This is a genomic window from Lacrimispora indolis DSM 755, from assembly GCF_000526995.1.
Classification (GTDB): domain Bacteria; phylum Bacillota; class Clostridia; order Lachnospirales; family Lachnospiraceae; genus Lacrimispora; species Lacrimispora indolis.
Genome location: NZ_AZUI01000001.1, coordinates 5,555,090 through 5,580,319, shown reverse-complemented (window position 1 = coordinate 5,580,319; position 25,230 = coordinate 5,555,090). Strand labels below are relative to the sequence as shown.

Here is a 25,230-nt window from a genome sequence, read left to right as displayed (position 1 = left end):
CGTAAGTTTCACTATCTGTTTTTTCATATACAGCATACATGAAAAAATAAGGGAGGGAATCCGGATTTTGCGGATTCTCTCCCTTATTTTATTTACGTTGAGCAAGGATAATGATCCATTGTTAACTTATACGTTTATCTGGCAGAAATCTGGTTACATCGCACTGGGAAGCGTCGCCTGAATCAGGCCGTTATTGTCCAGCCTGGAAAGCTCCATGACCTTATCCATGGACAGACCTGCAGCTTTTGTAAAGCGCTCTCCATACTCAGGATCAGCCAGATAGCAGTGGACCGCATGACGGTATTTGATATTCTCTGTGACAGGAGCTATATCTCCAGCAGTATTTTCAATGAGGATCTGTTTCTTTTCTTCCGTCAGTACGCGCCATAAATCACCGCCGGCACGGAAGCAGTCATCTGTTGGGTCATCCTTTGGGTCGTAACGGTACATGGCGCCTTCCAGATCCAGAGGCGGTTCCATAACTTCAGGCTGGGCAGTCCAGGCACCGTAGCTGTTGGGAGAATACGCAGGAGCGCCGCCGTAGTTGCCGTCCACACGCATTGAGCCGTCACGGTGATACTCATTGACTTCCACCTTGGCACGGTTCACCGGGATTTGATTGTGGTTTACGCCCAGGCGGTAACGTTGTGCATCGCCGTAAGAGAATAACCGTCCCTGAAGGAATCGGTCCGGACTAAAGCCGATGCCGGGAACCACGTGAGCAGGAGTAAAGGCGGACTGCTCCACCTCCGCAAAAAAGTTTTCCGGATTCCGGTTTAGCTCCAGTTCGCCGACTTCTATAAGGGGATACTCCCTGTGGCGCCAGATTTTCGTAATGTCAAAGGGATTCTCGTAATGGTTTTTGGCCTGTTCCTCAGTCATGATTTGCACATACATGGTCCATTTGGGGAAATCGCCCCGCTCAATTGCTTCATATAAATCCTTTCCATGGTATTCCCGGTCCATGCCATTGATCTTGGCGGCTTCTTCGTTGCTTAAGTTTTTAATGCCCTGCTGGGTCTTGAAATGGAACTTGCACCAAAAACGCTCATTCTTTTCATTGTAAAAGGAAAAGGTGTGTTCGCCGAAGAAATGCATGTTGCGGAAGGAAGCAGGAATGCCCCGGTCGCTCATAACCACGGTGATCTGATGAAAGCATTCAGGCAGCAGCGTCCAGAAGTCCCAGTTATTCTGGGCGGAACGGCGGCCGGTGCGCGGGTCTCGCTTTACGGCACGGTTTAAATCGGAGAAATTATGTACATCACGGATGAAGAAGGTGGGGGTGTTATTGCCGACTAAGTCCCAGTTCCCTTCCTCTGTGTAGAACTTAACAGCCACACCGCGGATGTCCCGTTCGCAGTCAGCGGCCCCCCTCTCACCTGCAACTGTGGAGAAGCGAAGGAATAATTCGGTCTCAGCACCGGGCTGCAGAACCTTGGCCTTGGTATATTGGGAGATGTCATGGGTAACGGTTAATTTGCCGTAAGCACCCCAGCCCTTTGCATGCATGCGGCGTTCAGGGATAACCTCGCGGTTGAAGTGGGCCATCTTTTCCATCAGCCATACGTCCTGCATTACCACAGGTCCCCGGGGGCCAGCTGTGAGGGCGTTCTCATTATCAGCTACTGGAGCACCAACTTCATTGGTTAATTTCTTGTACTCGTCGTTCATGATAAAACTCCTTTCTATTTTTTATTTTTATGTAAATACCAAATGAATACCTGTGGGAAAGGTTACTTTTTGACACGATTGGGATTTTCAGGAAACCAGCCTTTTTGCACCCGCTTGGTTTGCTCCTTAAGCTCTCCGATGCTCCAAAGCATGGTGAAACCTGTTACCGCCAATGTGGCTGATAAGATGATTTGATGGGCGAACAGTGACAATGCACAAAAAATGAGTCCTCCGATTAGAAAGACAGGCCATATCCGATCCGTAAAATAGTATTGGCAATGAATCACGATCGGATGAAAGATACCGATAATAAGAAATGAAATAGCGCCGATTATTACTCCTGACCAAAGCATCACAAGATCACTCCTTTTTATTTTTTATGAAGGATTGCAGTTCACAAGGATAGGCACATGACCAGCATCCATAAATAAACGCATGTTTTTGGCAGCATCAGCATGCCTATTTTGGGATTCCGGCTGGACCAGAGCACTACCGGAAGATAAAAAACAAAGCTGAGGATAATGGCAAGCCACATGAAGCCAAGACCCGGCGTTATGCTTCTTTGCAGAAAGAACAATCCTGCAACCATGGTACCCAATAGAAAAAAAGGCACGTTGCGGAAGATTCCCCAGCTGACCGGGGGATGTCTTTCCTGCCATTTGTTATGTGGCAGAAGGCACAGCAGAATCCGAACAGCAGCCAGAAAATAGATCAGGCAGGACCAGAAGCTTATGCCCTTTGGGGAGAAAATAAGGAGTCCGATTTGCCATAGAAACAGATAAAACACGGTCATTGTGATTGAGGTGATCTGCTTTCCATGGCCAAGAGCCTCAAGCAGCCGTTCCTCTTGATGGGTGATGATTACCATCATGCGGGGCAAAAGGTGAAAGGCATCGCCGCAGACTAAAATCAAAGCCATCATACCGGCAAGCATGGAAACGCTGCTGGCGGATCTGGTTAAAAGCAGCATAAGACTGAGGGTAAAGGCGGTAATGAGATACAGCATATCAAAGACAGCTTCAAAAATACCAAATACCCGCTTCATGATTCATGTCCCTCCTTTTTTTGTTTAGCCTTGGAAATCCAGAGGATGTGGAGCGTTACAGCAGTGCCAATGGAAAAAAGCATAAGTGAAATCCAGACTGTTTGAATTACCACCATGGAAAGCACCAGCATTCCCCATAAGTAGCTTAAACTGATCGTCACCGTTTTCCTCGAAAGGCCTGTCCTGTTTTCATAGTTTTCTATGTGTTCTCTGAAAAATGAAATACTTGTAATCCACGCTCTCAGAAGAGGTGTACGGGAAAAGCAAGCGGCAGAAACCAGAACAAATGGGGTCGTAGGCCAGACCGGCAGCAGAAGCCCGATCGCTCCAAGACCCAGGAATAAAAAACCGAACCCTGTGAGCAAAATGTTTTTTATCTGCAATTACTCACCTCCTTCGATTTTATTTTACAAAAAATAACGAAATTCATTACTGTTATCATACTTCTAAAGGTAAAAAATGTCAATATATAGATTATAATATGGATATAAAGTAAGAAATTATGAATTTCAGATGGAAATGCCTCATTAAATGAAATGCAAATCATGGCATTCCCTCAGATTATTAATAAAAAGACAGGGACTTAAAGGGAGACAGGCACTGGGCATTAATGAAGGAATAAACTTACTATATAACTATCATAAAAGAGGGTTTCTATGGGAATTTTAACTTATATGCAGAATGATACGGATATGGAAACAAATCCGCCGCCAGGCCCCGAAGAAGACGAGTTTCCCACGGGAGGAGAAAACAGTGACATTACTGATGAAACAGGGGAAGAGCCGCCGGAGGAAAATAATGAGATCGTGCCCCCTCCAAATCTGGAAAAGGAAACGCCTCTTCCCAATTTCCCCTTTCCTAATACAACTACTGATGGAACCGGGAGTTCTATTATTACGGTATTTCCCAAACCCATCATCCCATGCTTTTTCTGCGGTTCCGGAGAATATGGACTTGTCCGGTTCTTAAACGCGGCGGCCGGCTATAATCCATTTCTCGTTTATATAAGCAACCAGCTGGCAGTCAATGGGCTGGCTAATGGGGAGATGAGCCAGTACGGCCGGGTTTTGGCAGGACAGCAGACTGTAATCTTAGGAGGACAGAACGGATATGTTTACTTCGAAAAGCAGATTACAGTTACAGTTAACCGCGCAATCACTGTTGCAATCATCAATACGGATTCAGGACTTGATTTAATGGAGATTGAAGATATCCATTGTAATGGGGGGATTAACACAGGCTGTTTCCGTGTGTGCAATTTATCCATAACAAACCGCAGGGTCCATGTAGCATTAAACGGCGGAGTTGTAACCTTCCGCAATGTGGATTATCAGGAAGTGACCAACTTCCAGTATGTTTTAACAGGCTTTTATATGGTTTCCGTGTCCAACGCCAATGCTTCCGGAGGAAATATCCTTTTGAACTCTAATATCTATATAAGAGGCAATGCTTCCTACACCCTGTATGTGTTTAACTGGAGCAATGCGGAGGATGCCATCCGTATCCTGATTGTGGAAGACAGGAGAACCTAGAAAAACAGAAACCTCTGATTGACAGGTCAGAGGTTTTTTGCTATACTAAGTGTATTATGAGTATTAGTACAGATTAGGAGGTGGAATATGATACTGCTTGATTATAAAGACCGCAAGCCCATATACGAGCAGGTTGTGGAAAAGCTTAAGGATCTTATGATATGCGGCGTATTGGAACAGGATGCCCAGCTTCCGTCTGTCCGCGCTTTGGCAACAGACTTATCCATTAATCCCAATACCATACAGAGAGCTTATGCAGAGCTGGAGCGAAGAGGGTTTATCTATTCCGTAAAAGGAAGAGGAAGCTTTGTAGCCGACACCAGTTCCATAAAAGCACTTAAAAACAGTGAGTTGAAAAGAAAGCTTGTGGGCTGGATCCAGGAAGCCAAACGGGCAGGAATGACAGAGGATAAGGCTCATACATGGATTGCGGAAGAATGGGTAAAACAGGAATATTTGGCAGGGGAGGAGAGAGCGGATGATAACAGCAGAGAATCTGACAAAAAAATTTGATGATATTATGGCAGTAGACCATGTAAGTGCAAAGATACGGGATGGAAGCGTTTTTGGACTCATTGGAACCAATGGAGCGGGAAAAAGTACCTTTTTAAGGATGTTAAGCGGTATTTTAAAACCAGATGAAGGAAATGTTACCATTGATGGAGAACAGATTTTTGAAAATGAAAAGGTGAAAAGCCGGTTCTTTTACATTTCAGATGACCAGTATTATTTTAATAACGCATCGCCCCTTGATATGATGGAGTTTTACAGCAGGATATACCCCAGGTTTGACAAGGAACGCTTTCATAATCTTCTTGGAAGCTTTGGGCTGGAAGCCAGAAGAAAAATCCATACGTTTTCAAAGGGAATGAAAAAGCAGCTTTCCGTCATATGCGGAATATGTGCCAATACGGACTATCTCTTCTGCGATGAAACCTTTGACGGACTTGACCCGGTGATGCGCCAGGCTGTGAAGAGCATTTTTGCCAACGATATGTCGGAGAGGAACTTAACTCCTATCATTGCTTCCCATAACTTAAGGGAGTTAGAAGATATCTGCGACCATGTGGGTCTTCTCCACAGGGGAGGGATACTGCTTTCCCGGGATTTGGATGATATGAAGCTTAACATCCACAAGCTGCAGTGTGTGTTAAAGGATGGGATGACAGCTGAAGATCTGGCAGCTCTGCAGCGTATTAAGACAGAAGCAAGAGGAAAACTCTATACCATAACGGTACGCGGAACCAGAGAAGAAGTGGAAGGGCTGATGGAATCATACCAGCCGGTATTTTACGAGATCATACCATTATCTCTGGAGGAGATATTCATTAGTGAGACGGAGGTGGCAGGATATGACATCAAAAAGCTTATTTTATAATTTATTAAGAGAAGATGGCAAAAGACGCCTTTGGTCTATGGCACTGTCATTCTTGGTATTTTTCTTTACCTTTCCGGTGAGGACCGCTCTTTCCTTAAGCGAAAGGCTGAGAGGGCAATATGATTATCCGTATATTGTATCCAGCTTAGAACAGTGGCTGGGCTTTCGCAACGGCTGGGTGGCGGCGCTGCTCATCCTCCTGTCCCTGATCATGGGAGTGACCAGCTTTTCTTATCTCCATTCCAGACAGAAAGTGGATTTTTATCACGGCATTCCAGTAAACAGGAAGCATTTGTTCTGGGTCAACTATTTTAACGGAATTTTTATTCCGGCAGCAGTATATGGGATAAATCTGATCATCACCCTGGGAGTGGTGGCAGTAAACGGCATTTCTCCTTTTGAGGTTTTGGGATCGGCCATTACGGGATTTTTGCTGTTCATGATCCATTACAGCATGATGTATTCTGTGACTGTAATAGCCATGATCCTGACAGGGCATGTCTTAATCGGCGTTTTTGGAACCATGGTCCTGCAATTTTATTTTGTTTGCGTCATAGGGGTTCTGGAATTCTGCTACAGCCGTTTCTTTTATACCAGTTATCGGGGCGGCAGGGATGTATTCAGCTATTTTATGGATAAATGTTCGGCAGTTGTCCTGTTCCTGATGAATTTAGAACGGCTTCAGCCGGGGACTCCGGCGGGAACACAGGCTGTCAGGATCTTTGCAGTTTTAGCTGTGACGGCAGTTTTGACCTTCCTTTCTTTCTTATTATATAAAAAGAGAGGTTCGGAAGCGGCAGGAAAAGCAATGGCTTTTAAGGTGAGTATGCCGGTGATCCGGATCCCCATTGTGGTTCTGTCGTCCCTTAGCGGAAGCATTTTTTTCTGGTCCATGCACACCAGTGTGGGCTGGGCGGTATTCGGGCTGATTTGCGGAATGTTTTTATCCCACTGCGTCATTGAGATCATATATCATTTTGAATTCAGAAGGCTGTTTTCCCACTGGAAGCAGATGGTGGCCTGCGCCTTGCTGGCAGCAGTGATATTCTGCGGCTTCCGCTATGATCTGTTTGGGTATGACAGCTATATACCGGCTGAAGCGTCCATTGAGTCCGTTGCAATGTCCATGCAGGATGCAACCTACTGGGTCTCTTACGGAAGCCCGCGGCAGGATTCCCTGGGAGAATATTACTGGGAATACCAGAACTCTGATGACTATGCATTCAGCCATATGGAACTGAAGGACACTGCACCGGTTCTGTCTCTGGTACGTGATGCGGTGGCCAGAAACCAGAAGCTGCACCATGAAGATGATGGTTTCAACGATTGGGAGGATGGAAGTATAAGGTATAGTTTTTCCATAAAATATACGTTGAAAAACGGTAAGGATGTTTACCGTTCCTACCAATTATCCAGCGATGAAATCCGGCCGGAGATCGTAGAGATCTTTGAAAACCAGGAGTTTAAGAAAGCAGTTTATCCAATCCTTGTTCAGACGCTTGAGGATACTTCCTGGGTCAGGGTGAGCAGAGGCGAGCAGACCAATATCGTAAGCCGTGACAGAAACGGGACAGATAAAGCCATGACTGAAAAACTGCTCTCTGCGTATCAGGAGGATCTAAGAAATTTAAAGGTGGAAACCATGGAAAATGAAAATCCAATAGCCACCATACAGTTTTTGACGAAAATGCAGGCAGAGGCGGAAACAAAACGAGATGAAACTCAAAGCTCCTGGAAGTACAGCGATGTCACTTCAAGAGGATATTACCCCATCTACCCGTCCTTTAAAAACACCCTGGAACTGTTGAAAGAGTCTCAGGTTGATGTGGAAAGCTGGGGTAATCTGGAACATGTAAAAGAAATCAACATAGATGCCAGTCAGTTTTATTCCTATAAATACACCTATGAGGATAAGGGATCACAATACTTAACCATCACCGATCCCCAGCAGATCAGCCAGATCATGAGCAATGCGGTGTTGGAGGAATATTCCAGCATGAATCCTTTTGGCAGTAAAAAAGGGGAGTGGGTCAGCTTTTCTGCTGTTACGGAATCCGGCAGAAACAGAAATGAGGTGGGATGCTCCATCTCATTGGACCGGTTGCCGGTATCTGTAAAAAATGAGATCGAAAAGATAAAAAAAGATGTGTAAACAGTCTTTCATTGACTTTTTCTTCCAATGAAGTTAAAATGGTAGAAGCATAAGTCAAAGGAGGAATCACGGATGGCATTTTTTGAAGAGCTGGGAAAGACACTTAGTGATACCGGCAAAGAGGTTGCAACCAAGGCAAAAGCGCTGACTGAAACGATACAGCTGAAGACACAGATCAGTGTAGAGAAAACGAAGCTGGAAGAAGCTTATGCAGTCATCGGCAAACAATTTTATGAAGCGAACAAAGAGCCGGAGGAAGCTTACGCAAAGGCTTATGAAGCTGTCAGGGCCAGCCGGGAAAGAATTGCCGCTCTGGAGATTGAACTGACCCAAAGCGAAGGAACCCGTATCTGTGCGGAATGCGGAGCCAAGGTTCCAAAGAATTCCTATTATTGCGGAAAGTGCGGAGCCCATGTAAAAGAGGCATCCCAGAAAGCTGATACAGAAGATGAGAATGTAGAAGAGGTTGAACAGCCAGAGCCGGCAGAGGAAGTGAATCCGGCAGCTGGAATTAATACGGTTAGTGAAGACGCATTTGAACAGACAGAAGAACAGGAATAGTTACTTAAAAGGCCGGCCCTTATAAGCCGGTCTTTCTTAATATCATAGGAAAATGTGTCCTGTGACAGTAAAAGCCTCCGGCGCAAGAGTCTGCAAAACAGGCTTTCTGTTCCTGTTATTTTGACTTTTTAAAAAAAAGTATGTAAATTTCCCGTAAAATGTGATAGACTAAATCCGACTTTGAAAAGTACTAAAAGGCAAAGAGGTATATCATGAAATTATATGTGAAGTGGCTTGGAAGGATTTTTGTATTTTCAGCCATGATAAATGTTTTTATTGAACTGGCCAGCAGAAAATCTCTGACAAGCCTTGGTCTTTATATATGGGGAAGCTTCCCTGTTTTTTTACTGAACACGCTGATCATCACCCTTCCTTTTACGGTTATATTTGTGACAAGACGCAAGGCTTTTGTATGCATTACCTTATCCTTGATATGGTTCTTTATGGGAGTGGTAAATGGCATTCTGCTTATCTTCCGCACCACACCTTTTACTGCGGCGGATTTCCGCCTGGTGAAGTATGCGGTCAGTCTGGCCACGGTTTACTTTACCTGGATGCAGATCATTTTAATCGTGGCAGGCATAGTGTTTGCAATTCTGTTTTTAGCCGCAGTCTGGCGCAAGGCGCCTGTTTCCAGGGAAAGAGTGAGGTACGGCCTTGGATCCGGGCTTATAGCCATAGGCATCGTTGTTGTTCTTGGAGCCACAAGCGCTGCCATGAAGACAGGATTGGTTGCGGTTCATTTCGGCAATATCGGAGATGCATTTAAAAGCTACGGGTTTCCCTATTGTTTTTCCAACTCCCTGTTTAACACCGGGATCTCCAAGCCTGAGGGATATGGGACTGAGACAATGGAGGCCATCCGGGATGAAGAACTGGTTCCGGAGAATACTTATGCTTTGTCAGAGGATACAAAGCCAAATGTGATCATGATCCAGCTGGAGTCCTTTTTTGACCCTTCCTTGTGGAAGGACAATCCGGTAAATTATGATCCTATCCCTTTTTTTCATCAGCTTCAGAAGAATTATCCCGGCGGCTATTTAAGCGTGCCTGCTGTGGGCGCGGGCACCGCAAACACGGAATTTGAGTCCATCACAGGGATGAACTTAGACTTTTTCGGCCCGGGAGAGTATCCTTATAAAACCGTATTAAAGAAAACTTCCTGTGAAAGCGTTGCCTTTGATTTAAAAAATCTGGGCTATAAAGCCCATGCCATCCATAACAATGAGGCCACTTTTTATGACAGGAACCGGGTATTTGCCCAGCTTGGTTTTGATACCTTTACTCCTATTGAATATATGAATAATATAGAAAGAAATCCTACGGGCTGGTGCAAGGACAAGATTCTCACCGGTGAGATCATCAGGACCCTGGATTCTACGAAAGGTCCTGACTTTATCTATACCATTTCCGTTCAGGGACATGGGAAATATCCAAGCTTTGAGTATTACTGCCAGCAGATCGGGGAAATGGACCAGTTTATCCGTTCCCTTGTCAACACCTTACGGACCAGGAAGGAACCCATTGTTCTGGTGATGTACGGGGACCATTTGCCTGGATTTGTGTGGTCACAGCATCAGATGAAAAACCGTTCCCTGTTTCAGACCGAATATGTGATCTGGAATAACATGAACCTTCCTGTGGAGAAAAAGGATGTAGAGGCATACCAGCTTGCTGCCCATGTATTGGACATGCTTAATATTCATGAGGGGACGATGATGAGATTCCATCAGAACTATTTCAGCAACCCAAAAGCAGAGGAAGAAAGCTATTTAAAGGATATGAAGACCCTGGAATATGACATTCTCTACGGTAACCGGGATGTTTACGGCGGAGAGAATCCTTACCAGTCCACGGACCTTAAAATGGGAATTGATGATATCATAATTGACCATGTGGTGTACAATGATTCCAATGTTCTGGTTTACGGAGAAAATTTCACTCCTTATTCCAGGGTCTGCTTTGACGGAAAGGCTGTGGAAACCACCTTTGTCTGGCCGGAGCTTATTATTGCCAAAAATGTTCCTGAAAAAAAGATGAAGGATTCGGAGCTTTCAGTCTGGCAGATCGGAAGGGACAAGGTACCTCTGGGACAGGGAGTAACCCGTTACAGGGCCAGGGAATTGAATTAAAGAATGAAAGGATATGGGAGAGCACAAAATCATATGCCCTCCCTTTTCGTAATTATGGTTTATATAAAACAGTATTTCTGAAAGTCTGTGGTATTACAGGGTGATCAGCTGGTATTCCTCATTTCCCAGGCCGATTTTCACCGCATGTTCAATGGAGGATCTCCAGTTGGTGTTTGGATGGGTATCTTTGAAATGGTCATGGTGATGACTGCCGTGCTTTTCCAGGATGCTTCCTGCCATAACAGGCTGGCGGTTCACCGCATGGACACAGGCCATATCCAGGGCTACCGGGTCAAAGGAAGCAAACATGCCCACATCAGGAATGATGGGAATATCGTTTTCAGAGTGACAGTCACAGTAAGGAGATACATCCATGACCAGGCTGATGTGGAAATTGGGACGGTTCCCGATCACTGCCTGGGTGTATTCCGCAATCTTGTAGTTTAGGATGTCGTTAGACTCATCAAAGTCTGTCTCAACGGCATCCACGGGACAGACTCCGATGCAGCGGCCGCAGCCTACACAATGGTTTATGTCTATGAAAGCCTTTTTGTTTTGGAAGGAGATGGCGCTGTGGGCACAGTTCTTTTCACAGGCATGGCAGCCGATACAGGTCTCCTCGGTTACATGGGGCTTTCCGGAGTTATGCATTTCCATTTTCCCGGCTCTGGAGCCGCAGCCCATTCCGATATTCTTTAAGGCACCGCCGAATCCGGTGCTTTCATGGCCCTTAAAATGGGTGAGAGAAATGAAGATATCCGCATCCATAACTGCCCGTCCGATTTTTGCTTCCTTTATGTATTCCCCATCAATGGGAACCAGGCTTTCGTCAGTTCCCTTTAAACCGTCAGCGATCAAAACGTGGCAGCCGGTTGAAAAGGGGGAGAACCCATTCTCATAGGCAGTATCCAGATGATCCAGGGCATTCTTGCGGCTTCCCACATACAGGGTGTTGCAGTCCGTTAAAAATGGTTTTCCGCCCTGGGATTTTACAAGGTCCACCACTGCTTTTGCGTAATTAGGGCGGAGAAAGGATAAATTCCCCAGCTCTCCAAAATGGATCTTAATGGCCGTGTATTTGTTCTGGAAGTCGATCTGCTCCAGCATTCCGGCGGTTTTGATAAGCCTTTTAAGCTTTTGCGGAAGGTTTTCCTGAAAGGTGGTATGAAAATTCGTATAGTAAACCTTTGATTTTTCCATAGAGGTCTCCTTTGATAAGTTTATGATATCGCTATTATACTGTAAGCAAACAGGGAATTCAAGAAGGCAATTAGGACTTTATTTCCAGATCCATTTATGATAAACTAGGAGAATCATATGACTAAGTTTTACAGGAGGAAAAGAGATGAGTCAGAACGGGCGTTCCAGAGAGACAGTTTGTATCCAGGGCGGCTGGCAGCCGAAAAGCGGCGAGGCCAGGGTGCTTCCTATTTTTCAGAGCACAACATTTAAATATGATGACAGTGATAAAATGGGAAGACTGTTTGATTTGGAGGATGAGGGGTATTTTTATACCAGGCTGGCAAACCCCACCAATGATGCTGTGGCTTCTAAAATCTGCGAACTGGAAGGCGGAGTGGCGGCCATGCTGACTTCTTCCGGCCAGGCGGCTAATTTTTATGCGCTTCTTAACATCTGTGAAGAGGGGGACCATGTGATCAGTTCTGCCACGATTTATGGGGGCTCCACCAATCTGTTTACCGTAACCTTAAAAAAAATGGGAATCGAATCCACGCTGGTGGACCCGGATGCTTCGGTGGAGGAACTTGAAAAAGCGTTTAAGCCTAATACCAAAGCAGTGTTTGGGGAAACCATCGGCAATCCTTCCCTTGTAGTTCTTGATATAGAGAAATTTGCAGGGGCTGCCCACAGGCACGGGGTTCCGCTGATTATAGATAATACATTTGCAACTCCAATCAACTGCCGTCCGTTTGAATGGGGAGCAGATATTGTAACCCACTCCACCACAAAATACATGGATGGCCATGCTACCAGCGTAGGCGGCTGCATCGTTGACAGCGGAAATTTTGACTGGGAGGGCCATGGAGAAAGGTATCCTGGACTTACCACACCTGATGAATCCTACCATGGCATCGTATATACTGAGAAATTCGGCAAAAAGGCTTATATTATTAAAGCCACAGCACAGCTGATGAGGGATCTGGGCTCCATTCCTTCCCCCATGAACTCCTTTTTATTAAATCTTGGCCTGGAGACCCTGCATCTGCGGGTTCCCCGCCACTGCGAGAATGCTTTAAAAGTGGCCCGGTATTTAAGCTCCAGGGAAGATGTGGCGTGGATCAAGTATCCGGGACTGGAAGGGGACAAATATCATGATCTGGCAAAAAAATATATGCCCGATGGCACCTGCGGCGTGATTTCATTTGGCTTAAAGGGAGGAAGGGAAGCTGCTGTTAAGTTTATGGATGGACTGAAGCTGGCGGCTATTGTAACGCATGTGGCAGATGCACGTACTTCCGTTTTACATCCGGCCAGCCATACCCACAGACAGCTGACGGATGAGCAGCTTGTTGAAGCAGGGGTTGATCCGTCCATGATCCGGCTGAGCGTTGGCATTGAAAACGCAGAGGACATTGCTGAGGATATCAGGCAGGCACTGGAGGGATAAGATTAAGATAAGGGAAAGAAACGGCGGGAAGACTGCGGTACCAGCGGTTTTCCCGTTTTTTCGGCTTAGTGGGAAAAGGGATACAGAGGCGGCAAGGTGTTGCAAGAAAAGGAGACAGGCTGTATAATTGAGGGGATATCATCAATGGAATCGGCAGCATGGGAGGTGCACAGGATGAAACAGATCAGGAGAATGCTAAGAATTATTTTTGGCCGGACTACATTTGCGGCCGTTTCTCTTATCATACAAGTGGCGATTCTTATTGCGTCATACCGTTTTTTGAGCCGTTACCTTGCGTATTTTTACGGCGGTTTTGCTCTGCTCAGTGCATTTGTTATCATTTATATCCTGAATAAGGAAGAAAATCCCAGCTTTAAGCTGACCTGGATGGTCCCTATCGCGGCTGTTCCTGTATTTGGAACGCTTTTTTACCTGTTTGTAGAACTGCAGATCGTGGGAAAGCTGATGAATAAAAGGCTTCGCGTTAACATGGGGCATACGGAAAGCTATCTGACCCAAAACCCCAGGGTCATGGAGGACTTGTCCAGGATAAGCAGGCAGAATGCCAATCTGGCTCATTATATTAAAAATTCGGGCCATTACCCGGCATATAAAAACACCAATGTGCAGTATTTTGCCCTGGGGGAAGCCATGTTTGAAGCGATGAAGAAGGAGCTGGAGGCAGCAAAACGGTTTATCTTCATGGAATTCTTTATTGTGGAGCGGGGAGAAATGTGGGATACCATATTGGAGATCCTGGAGAGAAAAGCGAAGGAGGGAGTAGAAGTCCGGTTCATGTATGACGGAATGTGTTCCCTTGTACTTCTTCCCTTTAGCTATCCAAAGGAATTGCAGGCAAAAGGGATCAAGGCAAAGATGTTTTCCCCCATTAAGCCTGCATTTACCACCTACCAGAATAACCGGGACCATAGGAAGATACTGGTGGTGGACGGCCATACGGCTTTTACCGGGGGGATCAACCTGGCAGATGAATATATTAACAGGCGTGTGCGTTTTGGCCATTGGAAGGATACGGGCGTCATGCTGAAAGGGGATGCAGTTACCAGCTTTACCATGATGTTTCTGCAAATGTGGAACATTTCTGAAAAAGGAACTGAGGATTATGGGCAATATTTAAGGGACCCGGAATATTTTTATCCCCTGGAGTTAAACATGGATGGATTTGTGATCCCCTATGGGGACAGCCCTCTGGATCAGGAGAACTTGGGAGAGCAGGTTTATTTAGATATCATAAATTCTGCCAGACATTATGTACATATCATGACGCCGTATCTGATTCTGGATTATGAAATGATCCAGGCACTTACCTTTGCTGCCAAACGGGGAGTGGAGGTTATTATCATTATGCCGCGGATACCGGATAAAAAATACGCTTTCCTCCTTGCAAGGTCTCATTACGAGGAGCTAATAAGGGCCGGAGTCCAGATTTTTGAGTACGTGCCTGGTTTTGTACACGCCAAGGTATACGCAAGTGACGACACCAAGGCAGTAGTCGGAACCATTAATATGGATTTCAGAAGCCTTTACCTTCATTTTGAGTGCGCGGTCTATTTATACCGCAGTGAGGTGATCCGGGATATTCAGAGAGATTTTCATAACACCCTGGCCCAGTGCCGGAGAATCACCATGGAAGACTGCAGAAATTATCCCTGGTATGAGGTGCTGGCAGGGCGGGCATTGCGGTTGTTTGCACCGCTTATGTAGAGCGATGGGGAATGTACTGCTGTCTATGGAAAAATGCGTCGGAAGCATATGCTTCCGACGCATTTTTATAAGATCATGGATCTTTAAAATGACTTCATATCAGTAATTACTGGGAAACTTCAAAAATAACCATGTGTGCCTGAACTGGGGTCGCACCGTAAGAAACGGTCTGCCCAGTTGTGTTAACAAGTGCAATGGTAGATGGAATAGCGCCTACAGTAATCAGGGTAATTCCGCTTAACTGGCCTGTTACGATCGGCGAGCATGATGCGATGCCGCTGCTTCCATTTATCTCTAAAGAAAATTCCACATAAGTGGATGGGCCTGCACCATCTGTAGATACCCACCAGGATACATAGTAATTTTGTTCCGCATTAAGCGTTGCAACGCCTGTTGTTGTGTTATAAGAGATATTAAGGCTCTGGTTGTTTAAAATGGTATTGAATATAACAGGACTTCCGTTTGCTACTGAAGTACCTCCAGTGAGCTGTAAGTCAAATCCACGTAACTGCGTAAATGGTCCTGCAGGGCCAGTAGGTCCGGTAGGTCCTTGAGCACCAGTAGCACCAGTTGCGCCAGTCGGTCCAGTCGGTCCAACAGGTCCTTCAATTCCCTGTGGTCCCTGAGGTCCGGTCGGCCCAACAGGTCCCTGAGCACCAGTTGCGCCGGTAGCTCCGGTAGGTCCGGTCGGTCCAACAGGTCCTTCAACTCCCTGTGGTCCCTGTGGTCCCTGAGGTCCAGTCGGTCAAACAGGTCCCTGAGCCACCAGTAGCACCGGCAGGCCCCGTAGGTCCGGCGGTCCAACAGGTCCTTCAACTCCTGTGTCCTGTGCGTCCTGAGGTCCAGTCGGCCACAGGTCCTGAGCACGCAGAGCACCAGTACGCCAGCTCGGTCCAGTCGGTCCTGAGCACCGGTAGCCACCAGCAGGTTCCAGTTGTGCCCCTTCAGGTCCTTGCGGCCTGAGCACCGGTAGCACCAGTTGCACCGTCGTCCAGTCTGTCTGGCACCGGAAGGCACCAGCAGGTCCAGTTGGCCTTCAGGTCCTTGCGGTCCCCTGAGCGCCGGTAGCGCAGTAGCGCCAGTCGCTCCAGTCGGTCCTGAGCGCCGGTAGCGCCGAAGGTCGGTCGGTCCCTGCGGTCCCGAGCGCCGGTAGCGCCAGTTGCCACCAGTCGTCAGTCGTCCTGAGCGCGTAGCGCCGGCAGGGTCCGGTCGTCCCTGCGGTCCCTGAGCCGCCGGTAGCGCCGGTAGCGCCAGTCGGTCCAGTCGGTCCCTGAGCGCCAGTAGCGCCGGCAGGTCCGGTTGGCCCTTGTGGTCCCTGAGGTCCTTGCGGTCCCTGTGGTCCCTGGGCGCCTGTAGCGCCGGTAGCACCAGTCGGTCCAGTCGGTCCCTGAGCACCAGTAGCGCCGGTAGCACCGGTCGGTCCGGTTGGTCCCTGTGGTCCCTGCGGTCCCTGAGGTCCTTGAGCACCCGTAGCACCGGTAGCACCAGTCGGTCCGGTTGGTCCCTGCGGTCCCTGAGCGCCAGTAGCGCCAGCAGGTCCGGTTGGTCCCTGTGGTCCCTGTGGTCCCTGAGGTCCTTGAGCACCGGTAGCGCCGGTAGCACCAGTTGGTCCGGTTGGTCCCTGTGGCCCCTGAGGTCCCTGAGGTCCTTGAGCACCGGTAGCGCCGGTAGCGCCGGTTGGTCCGGTTGGTCCCTGTGGTCCTTGTGGTCCCTGAGCGCCGGTAGCGCCGGTAGCACCAGTTGGTCCAGTTGGTCCCTGAGCACCGGTAGCGCCTGTAGCGCCAGTTGGTCCTTGTGGTCCCTGAGCGCCGGTAGCACCGGTAGCACCAGTTGGTCCGGTAGGCCCTTGTACTCCCTGAGGTCCCTGAGGCCCTACTGGTCCTTGAGCTCCTGCAGGTCCCTGAGGTCCTTGCGGTCCCTGAGGTCCGGTCGGTCCGGTTGGTCCCTGGAATCCTCTAGGCCCCATTGGTCCGGTTGGTCCCTGTGGTCCTCTAGGCCCCTGAGGTCCGGTTGGTCCCTGGCAGCCTCTAGGCCCCATTGGTCCAGGACATCCTCTGGGTCCCTGCGGTCCAGTTGGGCCGCAGCAGCCACCACAGCCACTGCAGCCGCAATTATCGTCCCAATTTCTATAATTATTCATTATAATTCCCTCCTGTTAAGGTGTGATATTGTGATTTTCTGCTTATAAGCATTCTGTACAAGATTAAAATCAGAATATAAAGGGCTTTCGTACTCCTTTATACCTTATCATATGTACCAAATGGCAAGTTTGTTAGAAAGATAAATCAACTTATTAACCCCGTCAGGATCACTGTATAGGGGAGGGAAACATTCTGGAATAATGGTATGGAAAGTTCTGAATTTATAGAAATTTATGGGAGAGGATAAGGTCTTTGTTTGCCTCACGGGGTTGTCCCAAAAGAATTGTAGATTATTTAACATACAGCTACAGCAGATTTTTTCAGCCTTGCCCTCACCGGGTATCTGATATGCTGTGGATTAAAAAATGCTCCTTTTTGATAAGAGTTCAAATACCCAGGAACTTATCAAAAAGGAGCTGCCCACTGTAAACATACAAGTTATTTTACCCTGCAGGAATAAGGTCAAAAGAATTTTCATATTAGATACCGGTCAATAGATATTCGCTTTTATTTCATCGATCAAAGCATTTAGCCCTAATTCGTTACAATCGTTAATGAGTCCCATAGTAATAAAACCGCCGAAGGAGTTTTTGGTTCCTTGCTTATCGTTGGAATTTAATGATTGGACCGCTTTGTCGATCAAATTCAAAGCCTCGTTGTTGATTTCATTGTGTTGATTATAATACATGGATAATTTTTGCAGTTCATTGAGTACTTTTTCATTCAGTCTGCTGTTCATGATGTTTAAGACCTGGCTGCTGGGAGCGGGCTCCTTTGCCGCCTCGGAATCGTCGGTGATCTTTCCATCCCCAACAAAACTGATTTGAAGGTTTGAATCGGCACTGTTTTTTGAAATAAGATCGCTGATTAACTCATAGGCCTGGTAGGTGAATTCTTCGTTATTGCACAGAAACGAATAAATTTTACCGGAACCGGTTTCAAAATGAATACCCTTGAATTCTTTTTGCTTCCTTTCCCAGTAAATCCACGCCGCCGGGTACAGGATCAGAGCCAGCAGGACACCAATGATACTTCCAGGGCTGGTACCAGATAAGGCAATGAGCAATAGAATAAGAACAAAACGGACAGGAAATGGTTTGTCAGGACAGTTTCCTATCCATATATGAGAAATATTTTCGGTTTTGATCATATGATCTTCCCATCTGATCGTATTTTCTTCAATCGCTATGGTAGAATCTTTAAATTTTAAATTCGTTTGATTCGCCATGAAATTCTCCTCTAAACAATTTCATTATTATTAACTACAACAGATGCAATGAGAACCGGATTTGTGATCGAAATGGTACCGGTGGTATCAAAGCTCATAATTTCTACATATACGCTGTAATTGCAGCACTTACATCCCATGGAGTCACAGTCATAAGCCGTGAAAGAAAAGGTATTTGTTTCCCCGCTGTCTGAATTTCTGCTGTAAACCAGACTGGAACTGACAGGTGTGGAAATTGTCTGGCCGCTTCCTCGCTTAAACAGCTGAAATCTAAGATGCATGCGGGCATTGGTGGTGGCGATATTACAGGAAAAATTGAAGTGGATCAAAAAGTTCCTGTAGCTGCATGTATCCATGTTAAGCGAAGCTACGTTATATGTAGCGTTCTTATCTGTATTTTCAGGTAAAATGATTCCTCCTAAAGCAGAACTCTTTAATAAAAGCTGGTTTCCAGGGGAAGGCTCACAGGTGTTTTTTTGAATATTTTGAATACTTTCGATGTGGTTGTCTTTTTTTGGCGGAGCAGGCTGAGGGCTTCTGTTTACTGCATTATGATATGGACAATTGGGACGGCATGGTATACTCATACTGAATAGGCGGTTATACATAATGACCCCAGCTCCTTATTTGAATGCTCATAGATAGAGCATTCAGCCTGGTTCAGCCAAATACCCTATCTATGAAAAAAGTTAGTTTATGCAGCTATTGGACAAACATCCCCTCGTACCCACCGTTTAAAGTTGGAATTAAAAGCAGTCGTTATCTACGATGATTGCAGCAAGAGATGCATTGTTAATGGCAGTAACGCCTACCGTAGCAACGCCGGCAACCGTAGCGACTACGCTGTAAGTGCAGCAGTCATCGCCGCAGGTATCACAATCGCAAACGAAGAAGGAGAAGGTGTTACTATCAGTAACAGCAACAAGCCGTGAGAACGTCCAGATCGATCCTACGGGAATAGGAGTCAGCTGGTTTCTGCACTGTTTGAATATCTGGAAATTCAGAGTGATAACAGCAGCAGTCGTCACGATATTACTTGCAAATTCAAATTTAATGCATGGGTTTTTTAAGCCTTTTGAATCTACGGTTACAGTGGCCAAGGTAAAAGTTGCTCCGGCAACCGTTGCTACTGGAAGGCTAACGCTGCCTTGGCTGCCGCATTTTAACATTGTTCTGTTGGGTTTAAGGTACTTTTTGGGCCGTTCGCATGTGCAGTTACAGTTGCACGCACAATCCTGGCATTCATCACATTCGCAATCACATATTCTCATATCAAGATCATTCATGATGTGGCCTCCACTTTACTTAATAAATTAGGAATATTTCGTTATACCATCATGGTATACTACATTATATTATCAAGAAAAAAATGTGCTACAACTCAATAGACAATATCTTGTACGGCTGTCATCTATTGGCTGATTTGAGGCATTTATGGATTTGATACTTGAAAAATTTTGCTGCAAGACTTCAACTGTAAGTAATAATTCTCCGTTCATAAATAATTAAAATTCTGCTTTCTTCAATTACCGGATGGTTAAAACCAGATCTTTGTTCTTCATGGTGACCAATAACCGGTATACATCATGCTTCCATGAAATTTTCAGACGTTCATCGGTGATGGGAATTACCTCTTTTTGTATTTTGGATGCACCTTCAATGAGGAAACTGCCTAAGTTTCCTACTTTAACAGTATCTCCATTTACAACCGGCTCCTCATAAAACATAAGTGATAATACCGGATATGGAAGATCCCCCTCATAGTGATCGGAAATGATAATTTCCTTTCCCTTATTAAGTACAGCGTTCCGGGTATAAGATCTGATCCGCTCATCCGGGTAGGCGGCAGCTAAATCCATGGAGATCCGGCAGTCAGAAGCTCCTAATTGGTGGGTCACGTTTTCCGCCCGGTAATCAGCTCCATCCTTTTGCATGATCTGGGTTTTTCCGTCAAAAAAGGTGGGGAGGTTATGATAGCGGGACTGCATGGTCCAGATGTCATAACGGTCTTTTGAAAAGGTCTTCTTTGTATAAGTTTCCACTCCCACATCAATAAACATGGGATTTCCATCCTTGTAAATGGTAAAGCTTCCCGTATCATTGTGGTTATGGCTGTCGTCATTATCTCCGGCTTTTACTGCAAGATAAAGGTGGCTCTCTCTGGCAATGAAAAGTCCCGCGCTCTCATACCAGAAATCCCGGTGGACAATGGGGGATTTGGCAAAGGAAACCATTTCCTGATGGGTAAAGACTGTCTGCAGGCGGTAAAATAAGTTATGTTCCTCTGCTGTTAAGGGATCTTCGCTGTTTTGGTAATCCCATGCGGCAAAGGACATAAGTTCCTTATTGCCGGTCCGCCTGCCAAACAGGAATTCCCTGGCTCCGCACCGCCCGGCAATGGGAGAGCAGTCAGCAAAGTTCACATAATAGACATCATCGATGTGGGCGGTCAGGATATAAGAAGCAATGTTCTTGATTTTCCCGATCTCATATGCAGGGAGAAAGGCATTGTCTGATATTCCGTTTAAAACCTCCAGGCAGTTAAACAGGCAAAGCCCGGCGTGACGGTAATACTGGGCTCCTTCGTCACAGCAGCCGTCTTCCCCGTACTCTGCCAGAAAATAGTCAATGCTTTTGCATGCCTTTTGAAATATGTTCTCCTTTTGGATCTGGGGAAGTTCTCTTGTAAAGGCGGAGAGAAGAACGTTCTGGGTACACCAGACCGTCCAGTTGTTCATATGGCTGTCTCCATCACCCATCCACCAGAAATGTTCGTTAAGATAAGGAGTGAAGATCCGTTCATCAAGATTTTTATTGATCATCTTTGAAAGGAAGGGAGTGACGGAAAGAAGCTCCTGCCTTAAAAGATATTCCGTCACTGACAGGACTGCGGCTGTTTCCGCTGCAAAGAGGTCGATCACAGGGCGGGTGACATCGGGAAGGATAAAGGGAGGAGTATCCCGGATGTAGGAATTGTGGGCAGGAAGCTGCCAGGCATTTTCCTCACAGATCAAATAAAGCCCGTTGATGATGTCATCAAGGAAACGTCCTTTATATTCTGCACATTCAGCCAGAACCAGGGCATCCAGAACAGTCCTTCTTAAAAACAGCTTGTCCTGGAAACGGCTTCTGTTCCCATTTCTTGTAAATTCCATATAATCTGCTGCGGTCAGGGAAGGATAATCAAAGTTTAAAAAGGTTTCCCCGCTTTTAATGAGACGGCTTTTAAGATCCTCCGGAAGAGAATCCCAGGAACTCCGGTCAGAGGCCTGGGGAAAGGGGGTAAAGCTTGATAATGGTTTCTTTTGGTCTTTTGCAAGTTCTGTGATCATGATGAATACTCCTTATTTGTTTTCGTCAGGATTGACGGTATTTTGCTGTATAAATTCCCGGGGAGAAAGCCCGGTAACTTTTTTAAATACTTTACTGAAATAAAAGGCGCTTTCAAAGCCCAGCTGATCGGCTGCCTCATAGATTTTCATGTCCTGTTCCATGAGGAGGGCTTTGGCCCGGTTGACCTTTGCCTGGGCAATGTATTCTGAAAAACCGACCCGGCAGTTCTTCTTAAACAGGATGCTTAAATAATTGGGGCTTAGGCCGAACACTCCGGCCACTTCGTTTAAGGTGAGCTTTTCGGATATATGGTTGTTGATGTATTTTTGTACATTGGTGATGACGTGGGCTTTGTAGGTTTTCCGTTTGGACCGCAAAACGTCGCAAAGGCCGTCACGGAAGATCGTCATCCATTCTGCGATCTGCTCCACATTGGTAAAGCGGTAAATGGAACGGTAGCTGTCGCTGTAGGAGGAAAAGATCTCCGTCATATTTTCTTCTCCGTCAGGCAGAAGAGAGAGGGCCAGGTAAAGGATGTTGCAGGCCCCGTCCGCAGCCTGGGAAAAACGCAGGGGATGGGCTTCAAACAGCCTAATGATTTCAGTCAGAGTGCGGTATAAGATATCCGTATCAAATTCATTAAATGCCTTGGTTATTTCATTTTTAAATACGGAAATGTTGAAAGCGTTGCGGATGGAGGCCGCATCACTGCCGGTGAACATCACGACAGGCTGTTCTGAGGAGGTCCGCCCAAAGGCCTGGCGGGCTTCCTGATAGGACTCGCTGATCTTCATGGGCTGGCTGACCGGAGTTCCGATTCCTGTGAGAACGGTCACATTAAAATAGTTGCGGATCATATCGGCTGCGTTGCGAAATGCGTTAAAAACAGCCTCTTTCCGGTAGTCTGCCTGATCGGGAAGGTGAAATACCACTGCAAAATGTTTCATATCCAGGCTTACCACATAGGCGGGAAGATGTCTGCCGATGATTTCCTTTGCCATTTGCAGAGCGCTGTTATAGAGGTTCATGAGCTTTCCGTGATCCATATCCTTACGGGCTTCCTCCCGTATCTGGCAAAGGGCCGTGAAATAACAGTTTTCCGAAAAATCCAGTCTTAAATCCCTGGACTGGAGCTCAAACTGTTCTTCGCTGTCAAAGAGGTTATGCAGGAGCCGCATGAAAAATTTTTCATAATAGCTCTGCAGGAGAGGGCGGCCGGAATCCTTATATTCCATGGAAACCTGAAGGGTCTCCAGGCGGGAAAGGGCCTTTTTGGCTGCCTCGGACAGGGAATCGGCATTTAGTTCCAGCTTGATTAGATAATCCACCGCTTCATAGGACATGGCTTCCTTGATGAGCTGAAATTCCTCGTAGCTGGTAAGAAAAATGAACAGGGGTATTTTACCGTATGTTTCCCGGCAGGACCTTGCTAAGTCCAGTCCGTTCATGATGGGCATGCGGATATCGGTAATGACAATTTCCGGTGAGTATTCTGCTATCATTTCCAGAGCATTTTTACCGTTTACGGCGGTACCGCAGATTTCAATGCCGTAATCCGCCCAGTTTATCATGGATTTTAATCCGATCTGAACCAAAGGTTCATCATCAACAATTAATAGTTTAGTCATAAAATTACCTTCCTGCTGATTTCTTTTCCGAATGAAGCACGTAAGGCATTAAGATGGTCATAGTGGTAAATTCGCCTGGCCTGCTTGTTATGGTGATGCCATATTCCGGGCCGAAGTCGTGCTTAATTCGTTTATTCACGTTGCTGATGCCGACGTGCCGGAAAAATTCTGTTTTGTTCTGATTGTCGTCTTCCTCACAAAGAACCTTGCGGATAGCCTCCTGGGACATGCCGATGCCGTTGTCCGTTATGCTTATTTTCAGCGCTTTCTTCCGGTAACCTTCCGTTGTTTCGGCGGACACTGTAATCTTTCCTGCGGTTCCTGTGGGCTCGATCCCATGGAACAGGGCATTTTCAATGATAGGCTGCAGGGTGAAGCGGTGGATCTGGCAGTCGTATAAAGCTTCAGATTCAATGAAATACTCTATGGTTACACTGCCGCCGTACCGGTACTGCTGGATCAGAAAGTAATCCTTTACCAGAGCCAGCTCATCCCTTAAGGGAATCATGGAAGCGGTTCCCTTAGATACGTTTTTAAGAAGCCTTGCCAGAGCAGTGGTCATATCCGCGATTCCGCTGGCATTCTGGATGGTGGCCATCCATTTGATGGAATTTAAGGTATTGTATAAAAAATGAGGATTGATCTGGCTCTGGAGAATCTGGTATTCCAGATCCTTTCTCTGCTTTTCATCATCCACCCGTTTTTCCATCAGCGTGACGATGTTTTCTGACATGCTGTTGATGCCCCGGCCGACCTGTCCCAATTCATGGTTCCATTCGATGGAATTGTCCCTGGAAAAATCTCCGGCCGATATATCGGCTATCTTGCCGCTGAGCCTGTGAATGGGCTCCATGATGATCCTGTTTAAGAGAAAGGCCAGCAAGACCCCAAGGGAAACGATGGTGAGACAGATGGCGAAGATTAAAAGGGTATACAGCAGCTTCTGCTGACCAAACTGCTGCTCGGAGAGAACATTGGTTAAGCTCCAGCCTTCCATTCCCTCCACCGGGCGCTCCACCAGGATCCTTTTTTTTCCATCGTCCATAGTAACGGACAGAACCCGGGTGCCTTTGGATAAGGAATCACTTTTGGTTAATTGCACCGGATCCGTATAGGGTGTCCCGATCTCCTGCCATCCACCGGACTTTAAGCTGTAGGACTTCCCTCCTATGGTAATAAAAAGCATGCTGTCCGAAGGGAGGGGATAGTGTGCTAAGTAATCGGTAAACAGGCGGGAGGAGATTTCCACATAAGTCCAGCCTATGATTTCTGTACTGAATTCATCATAAACAGGCCGGACGATGGGAATGTACTGGTCCCGGCTGATGCTGGAGAAGGGATCGTTTACAAAGCCGATCCATAAATAATCTTTAGAATCATAAAGCTTTTGAAAAAAATCGGTCTGGCTGATAATACGTGCCGCATAAGAGGAAGAGTTGTTGGCCAACGCGGCCATTTGAAGGAAATTATTTTTATTATTTGTGGAAATAATAACCCTTGACATGTATTCGTATGCCCGGTTGTAGTAATATTCCTCTTTTAAGCGGTTATGGCTGGAAAGGGCCGTAGGGCGTAAATTTTCCAGGTCCGTTGAGAGTGTGGGCAGCTTTTGATAATTCTGAAAGGCTTCCAGATAGTCTAAAATGGCACCGTTGGAGCAGCACCATTTGCTGAAATAGATGATATCCTTCATATCGGATGTTATGTTGTTGCTTACGACCTGAAGGCTGAATTCCGCGGACTGGATCTGATTTTTCCTTAAAAAAGTCTGGAAAACCGAGAAACATACCGTTGTAGTAAGAACAGTGATTAACAGGGTAACGGCGGCTGTTAGAATCATGATTTTGCCTCTTATGGTCTTTGGTAAAAACATTTTCCACATGGTAAAACTTACCCCTTCCTTATATATTGCAACATAATGCTGCTGCACTTATTATCTACAAAGGTAGCTTATTTATTGTAAAATGTCAATGAAAAACAGCGTGGTTTTTTGTGAAAAAGTGATATATTGTATACAAGAGAGAAATTTTACTGCTAATCATAAAAAAATACATGATTTAACAAAGTGTGAAAGA

22 protein-coding genes are annotated in these 25,230 nt (G+C 46.2%); 8 read left to right on the top strand and 14 right to left on the bottom strand.

Translation table 11 applies throughout. The annotated features are described in order from the left end of the window. Window positions 1-153 precede the first annotated feature (153 nt). The 4 genes from K401_RS0127095 to K401_RS0127080 all read right to left on the bottom strand — a co-directional run bounded on the left by K401_RS0127095 (window position 154) and on the right by K401_RS0127080 (window position 3,099). Window positions 154-1,671 carry a catalase gene (locus K401_RS0127095; protein WP_024295884.1) on the bottom strand — a complete coding sequence of 506 codons (1,518 nt, stop codon included), beginning with the start codon at window positions 1,669-1,671 and terminating at the stop codon, window positions 154-156. A 62-nt stretch (window positions 1,672-1,733) separates the two neighbouring features. Continuing rightward, the gene (locus tag K401_RS0127090) at window positions 1,734-2,024 is read right to left on the bottom strand and encodes a DUF4491 family protein (protein WP_024295883.1); all 291 of its coding nucleotides are present in this window, start codon (window positions 2,022-2,024) and stop codon (window positions 1,734-1,736) included. Between the two features lie 41 nt (window positions 2,025-2,065). Further along, entirely contained in the window at window positions 2,066-2,716 is a 651-nt protein-coding gene (locus tag K401_RS0127085) for a hypothetical protein (protein ID WP_024295882.1), read from the bottom strand. Then, entirely contained in the window at window positions 2,713-3,099 is a 387-nt protein-coding gene (locus K401_RS0127080; RefSeq protein ID WP_024295881.1) for a YbaN family protein, read from the bottom strand. Before K401_RS0127080 ends, K401_RS0127085 begins: the two co-directional genes overlap by 4 nt. 273 nt (window positions 3,100-3,372) lie before the next feature. On the opposite strand from K401_RS0127080, the gene K401_RS0127075 reads away from it, so the two are divergent. From K401_RS0127075 to K401_RS0127050, 6 genes are all read left to right on the top strand, one after another. Continuing rightward, window positions 3,373-4,248: a DUF4397 domain-containing protein gene (locus K401_RS0127075; RefSeq protein ID WP_024295880.1), complete on the top strand. Its 876-nt coding sequence runs from the start codon at window positions 3,373-3,375 to the stop codon at window positions 4,246-4,248. 87 nt (window positions 4,249-4,335) lie between these two features. Then, entirely contained in the window at window positions 4,336-4,761 is a 426-nt protein-coding gene (locus tag K401_RS0127070; protein WP_024295879.1) for a GntR family transcriptional regulator, read from the top strand. Then, window positions 4,727-5,626, top strand: a complete 900-nt coding sequence (locus tag K401_RS0127065) for an ABC transporter ATP-binding protein (RefSeq protein ID WP_024295878.1) — start codon at window positions 4,727-4,729, stop codon at window positions 5,624-5,626. Before K401_RS0127070 ends, K401_RS0127065 begins: the two co-directional genes overlap by 35 nt. After that, window positions 5,601-7,778 (top strand): DUF6449 domain-containing protein, encoded by a 2,178-nt coding sequence (locus tag K401_RS0127060; RefSeq protein WP_024295877.1) that lies wholly within the window; start codon window positions 5,601-5,603, stop codon window positions 7,776-7,778. Before K401_RS0127065 ends, K401_RS0127060 begins: the two co-directional genes overlap by 26 nt. Before the next feature lie 72 nt (window positions 7,779-7,850). Continuing rightward, on the top strand, window positions 7,851-8,339 hold the full coding sequence (locus K401_RS0127055) for a zinc ribbon domain-containing protein (protein WP_024295876.1): 489 nt from the start codon (window positions 7,851-7,853) through the stop codon (window positions 8,337-8,339). 212 nt (window positions 8,340-8,551) lie between these two features. Further along, a complete protein-coding gene (locus tag K401_RS0127050; protein WP_024295875.1) occupies window positions 8,552-10,471 on the top strand; it encodes an LTA synthase family protein in 1,920 nt (639 codons plus the stop codon). Between the two features lie 93 nt (window positions 10,472-10,564). Here K401_RS0127050 and K401_RS0127045 read toward each other — a convergent pair whose 3' ends face one another. Continuing rightward, window positions 10,565-11,671: a DUF362 domain-containing protein gene (locus K401_RS0127045; protein ID WP_024295874.1), complete on the bottom strand. Its 1,107-nt coding sequence runs from the start codon at window positions 11,669-11,671 to the stop codon at window positions 10,565-10,567. Window positions 11,672-11,816: 145 nt separating this feature from the next. Here K401_RS0127045 and K401_RS0127040 point away from each other — a divergent pair, with 145 nt between their 5' ends. Both K401_RS0127040 and cls read left to right on the top strand, forming a co-directional pair. Next, window positions 11,817-13,100 carry an O-acetylhomoserine aminocarboxypropyltransferase/cysteine synthase family protein gene (locus tag K401_RS0127040; RefSeq protein ID WP_024295873.1) on the top strand — a complete coding sequence of 428 codons (1,284 nt, stop codon included), beginning with the start codon at window positions 11,817-11,819 and terminating at the stop codon, window positions 13,098-13,100. A 174-nt stretch (window positions 13,101-13,274) separates the two neighbouring features. Beyond that, window positions 13,275-14,825, top strand: a complete 1,551-nt coding sequence (cls, locus tag K401_RS0127035; protein ID WP_024295872.1) for a cardiolipin synthase — start codon at window positions 13,275-13,277, stop codon at window positions 14,823-14,825. Window positions 14,826-14,931: 106 nt separating this feature from the next. Here the strand turns inward: cls and K401_RS33745 are convergent, their stop codons facing one another. The 9 genes from K401_RS33745 to K401_RS0126995 form a co-directional block, all read right to left on the bottom strand. After that, window positions 14,932-15,135, bottom strand: coding sequence for a hypothetical protein (locus tag K401_RS33745; protein WP_242842337.1), 204 nt, complete (start codon window positions 15,133-15,135; stop codon window positions 14,932-14,934). A gap of 155 nt (window positions 15,136-15,290) precedes the next feature. Then, window positions 15,291-15,641, bottom strand: a complete 351-nt coding sequence (locus K401_RS33890; RefSeq protein ID WP_278246379.1) for a hypothetical protein — start codon at window positions 15,639-15,641, stop codon at window positions 15,291-15,293. A gap of 220 nt (window positions 15,642-15,861) precedes the next feature. Continuing rightward, window positions 15,862-16,965 (bottom strand): collagen-like domain-containing protein, encoded by a 1,104-nt coding sequence (locus K401_RS0127025; RefSeq protein ID WP_051464102.1) that lies wholly within the window; start codon window positions 16,963-16,965, stop codon window positions 15,862-15,864. A gap of 491 nt (window positions 16,966-17,456) precedes the next feature. Next, window positions 17,457-18,194 carry a hypothetical protein gene (locus K401_RS0127020; RefSeq protein WP_024295870.1) on the bottom strand — a complete coding sequence of 246 codons (738 nt, stop codon included), beginning with the start codon at window positions 18,192-18,194 and terminating at the stop codon, window positions 17,457-17,459. 11 nt (window positions 18,195-18,205) lie between these two features. After that, window positions 18,206-18,802 carry a DUF4489 domain-containing protein gene (locus K401_RS32115; RefSeq protein ID WP_024295869.1) on the bottom strand — a complete coding sequence of 199 codons (597 nt, stop codon included), beginning with the start codon at window positions 18,800-18,802 and terminating at the stop codon, window positions 18,206-18,208. 138 nt (window positions 18,803-18,940) lie between these two features. Then, entirely contained in the window at window positions 18,941-19,480 is a 540-nt protein-coding gene (locus K401_RS0127010) for a DUF4489 domain-containing protein (protein ID WP_024295868.1), read from the bottom strand. Window positions 19,481-19,720: 240 nt separating this feature from the next. Beyond that, window positions 19,721-21,526: a heparinase II/III domain-containing protein gene (locus K401_RS0127005; RefSeq protein WP_024295867.1), complete on the bottom strand. Its 1,806-nt coding sequence runs from the start codon at window positions 21,524-21,526 to the stop codon at window positions 19,721-19,723. 12 nt (window positions 21,527-21,538) lie between these two features. After that, complete coding sequence (locus K401_RS0127000; RefSeq protein WP_024295866.1) at window positions 21,539-23,155, bottom strand: response regulator; 1,617 nt, start codon at window positions 23,153-23,155, stop codon at window positions 21,539-21,541. 4 nt (window positions 23,156-23,159) lie between these two features. Further along, entirely contained in the window at window positions 23,160-24,995 is a 1,836-nt protein-coding gene (locus K401_RS0126995) for a sensor histidine kinase (protein WP_242837925.1), read from the bottom strand. Between the last annotated feature and the right edge of the window lie 235 nt (window positions 24,996-25,230).

Coding starts and splice junctions, on each gene's coding strand:
- cls (WP_024295872.1), top strand. CDS start 13,275: ATGAAACAGATCAGGAGAATGCTAAGAATTATTTTTGGCCGGACTACA.
- K401_RS0127000 (WP_024295866.1), bottom strand. CDS start 23,155: ATGACTAAACTATTAATTGTTGATGATGAACCTTTGGTTCAGATCGGA.
- K401_RS0127040 (WP_024295873.1), top strand. CDS start 11,817: ATGAGTCAGAACGGGCGTTCCAGAGAGACAGTTTGTATCCAGGGCGGC.
- K401_RS0127090 (WP_024295883.1), bottom strand. CDS start 2,024: ATGCTTTGGTCAGGAGTAATAATCGGCGCTATTTCATTTCTTATTATC.
- K401_RS0127005 (WP_024295867.1), bottom strand. CDS start 21,526: ATGATCACAGAACTTGCAAAAGACCAAAAGAAACCATTATCAAGCTTT.
- K401_RS0127085 (WP_024295882.1), bottom strand. CDS start 2,716: ATGAAGCGGGTATTTGGTATTTTTGAAGCTGTCTTTGATATGCTGTAT.
- K401_RS0127070 (WP_024295879.1), top strand. CDS start 4,336: ATGATACTGCTTGATTATAAAGACCGCAAGCCCATATACGAGCAGGTT.
- K401_RS0127020 (WP_024295870.1), bottom strand. CDS start 18,194: ATGGCGAATCAAACGAATTTAAAATTTAAAGATTCTACCATAGCGATT.
- K401_RS0127045 (WP_024295874.1), bottom strand. CDS start 11,671: ATGGAAAAATCAAAGGTTTACTATACGAATTTTCATACCACCTTTCAG.
- K401_RS0127055 (WP_024295876.1), top strand. CDS start 7,851: ATGGCATTTTTTGAAGAGCTGGGAAAGACACTTAGTGATACCGGCAAA.
- K401_RS32115 (WP_024295869.1), bottom strand. CDS start 18,802: ATGTATAACCGCCTATTCAGTATGAGTATACCATGCCGTCCCAATTGT.
- K401_RS0127050 (WP_024295875.1), top strand. CDS start 8,552: ATGAAATTATATGTGAAGTGGCTTGGAAGGATTTTTGTATTTTCAGCC.
- K401_RS0127010 (WP_024295868.1), bottom strand. CDS start 19,480: ATGAATGATCTTGATATGAGAATATGTGATTGCGAATGTGATGAATGC.
- K401_RS0127025 (WP_051464102.1), bottom strand. CDS start 16,965: ATGAATAATTATAGAAATTGGGACGATAATTGCGGCTGCAGTGGCTGT.
- K401_RS0127075 (WP_024295880.1), top strand. CDS start 3,373: ATGGGAATTTTAACTTATATGCAGAATGATACGGATATGGAAACAAAT.
- K401_RS0127060 (WP_024295877.1), top strand. CDS start 5,601: ATGACATCAAAAAGCTTATTTTATAATTTATTAAGAGAAGATGGCAAA.
- K401_RS0126995 (WP_242837925.1), bottom strand. CDS start 24,995: ATGATTCTAACAGCCGCCGTTACCCTGTTAATCACTGTTCTTACTACA.
- K401_RS0127065 (WP_024295878.1), top strand. CDS start 4,727: ATGATAACAGCAGAGAATCTGACAAAAAAATTTGATGATATTATGGCA.
- K401_RS0127095 (WP_024295884.1), bottom strand. CDS start 1,671: ATGAACGACGAGTACAAGAAATTAACCAATGAAGTTGGTGCTCCAGTA.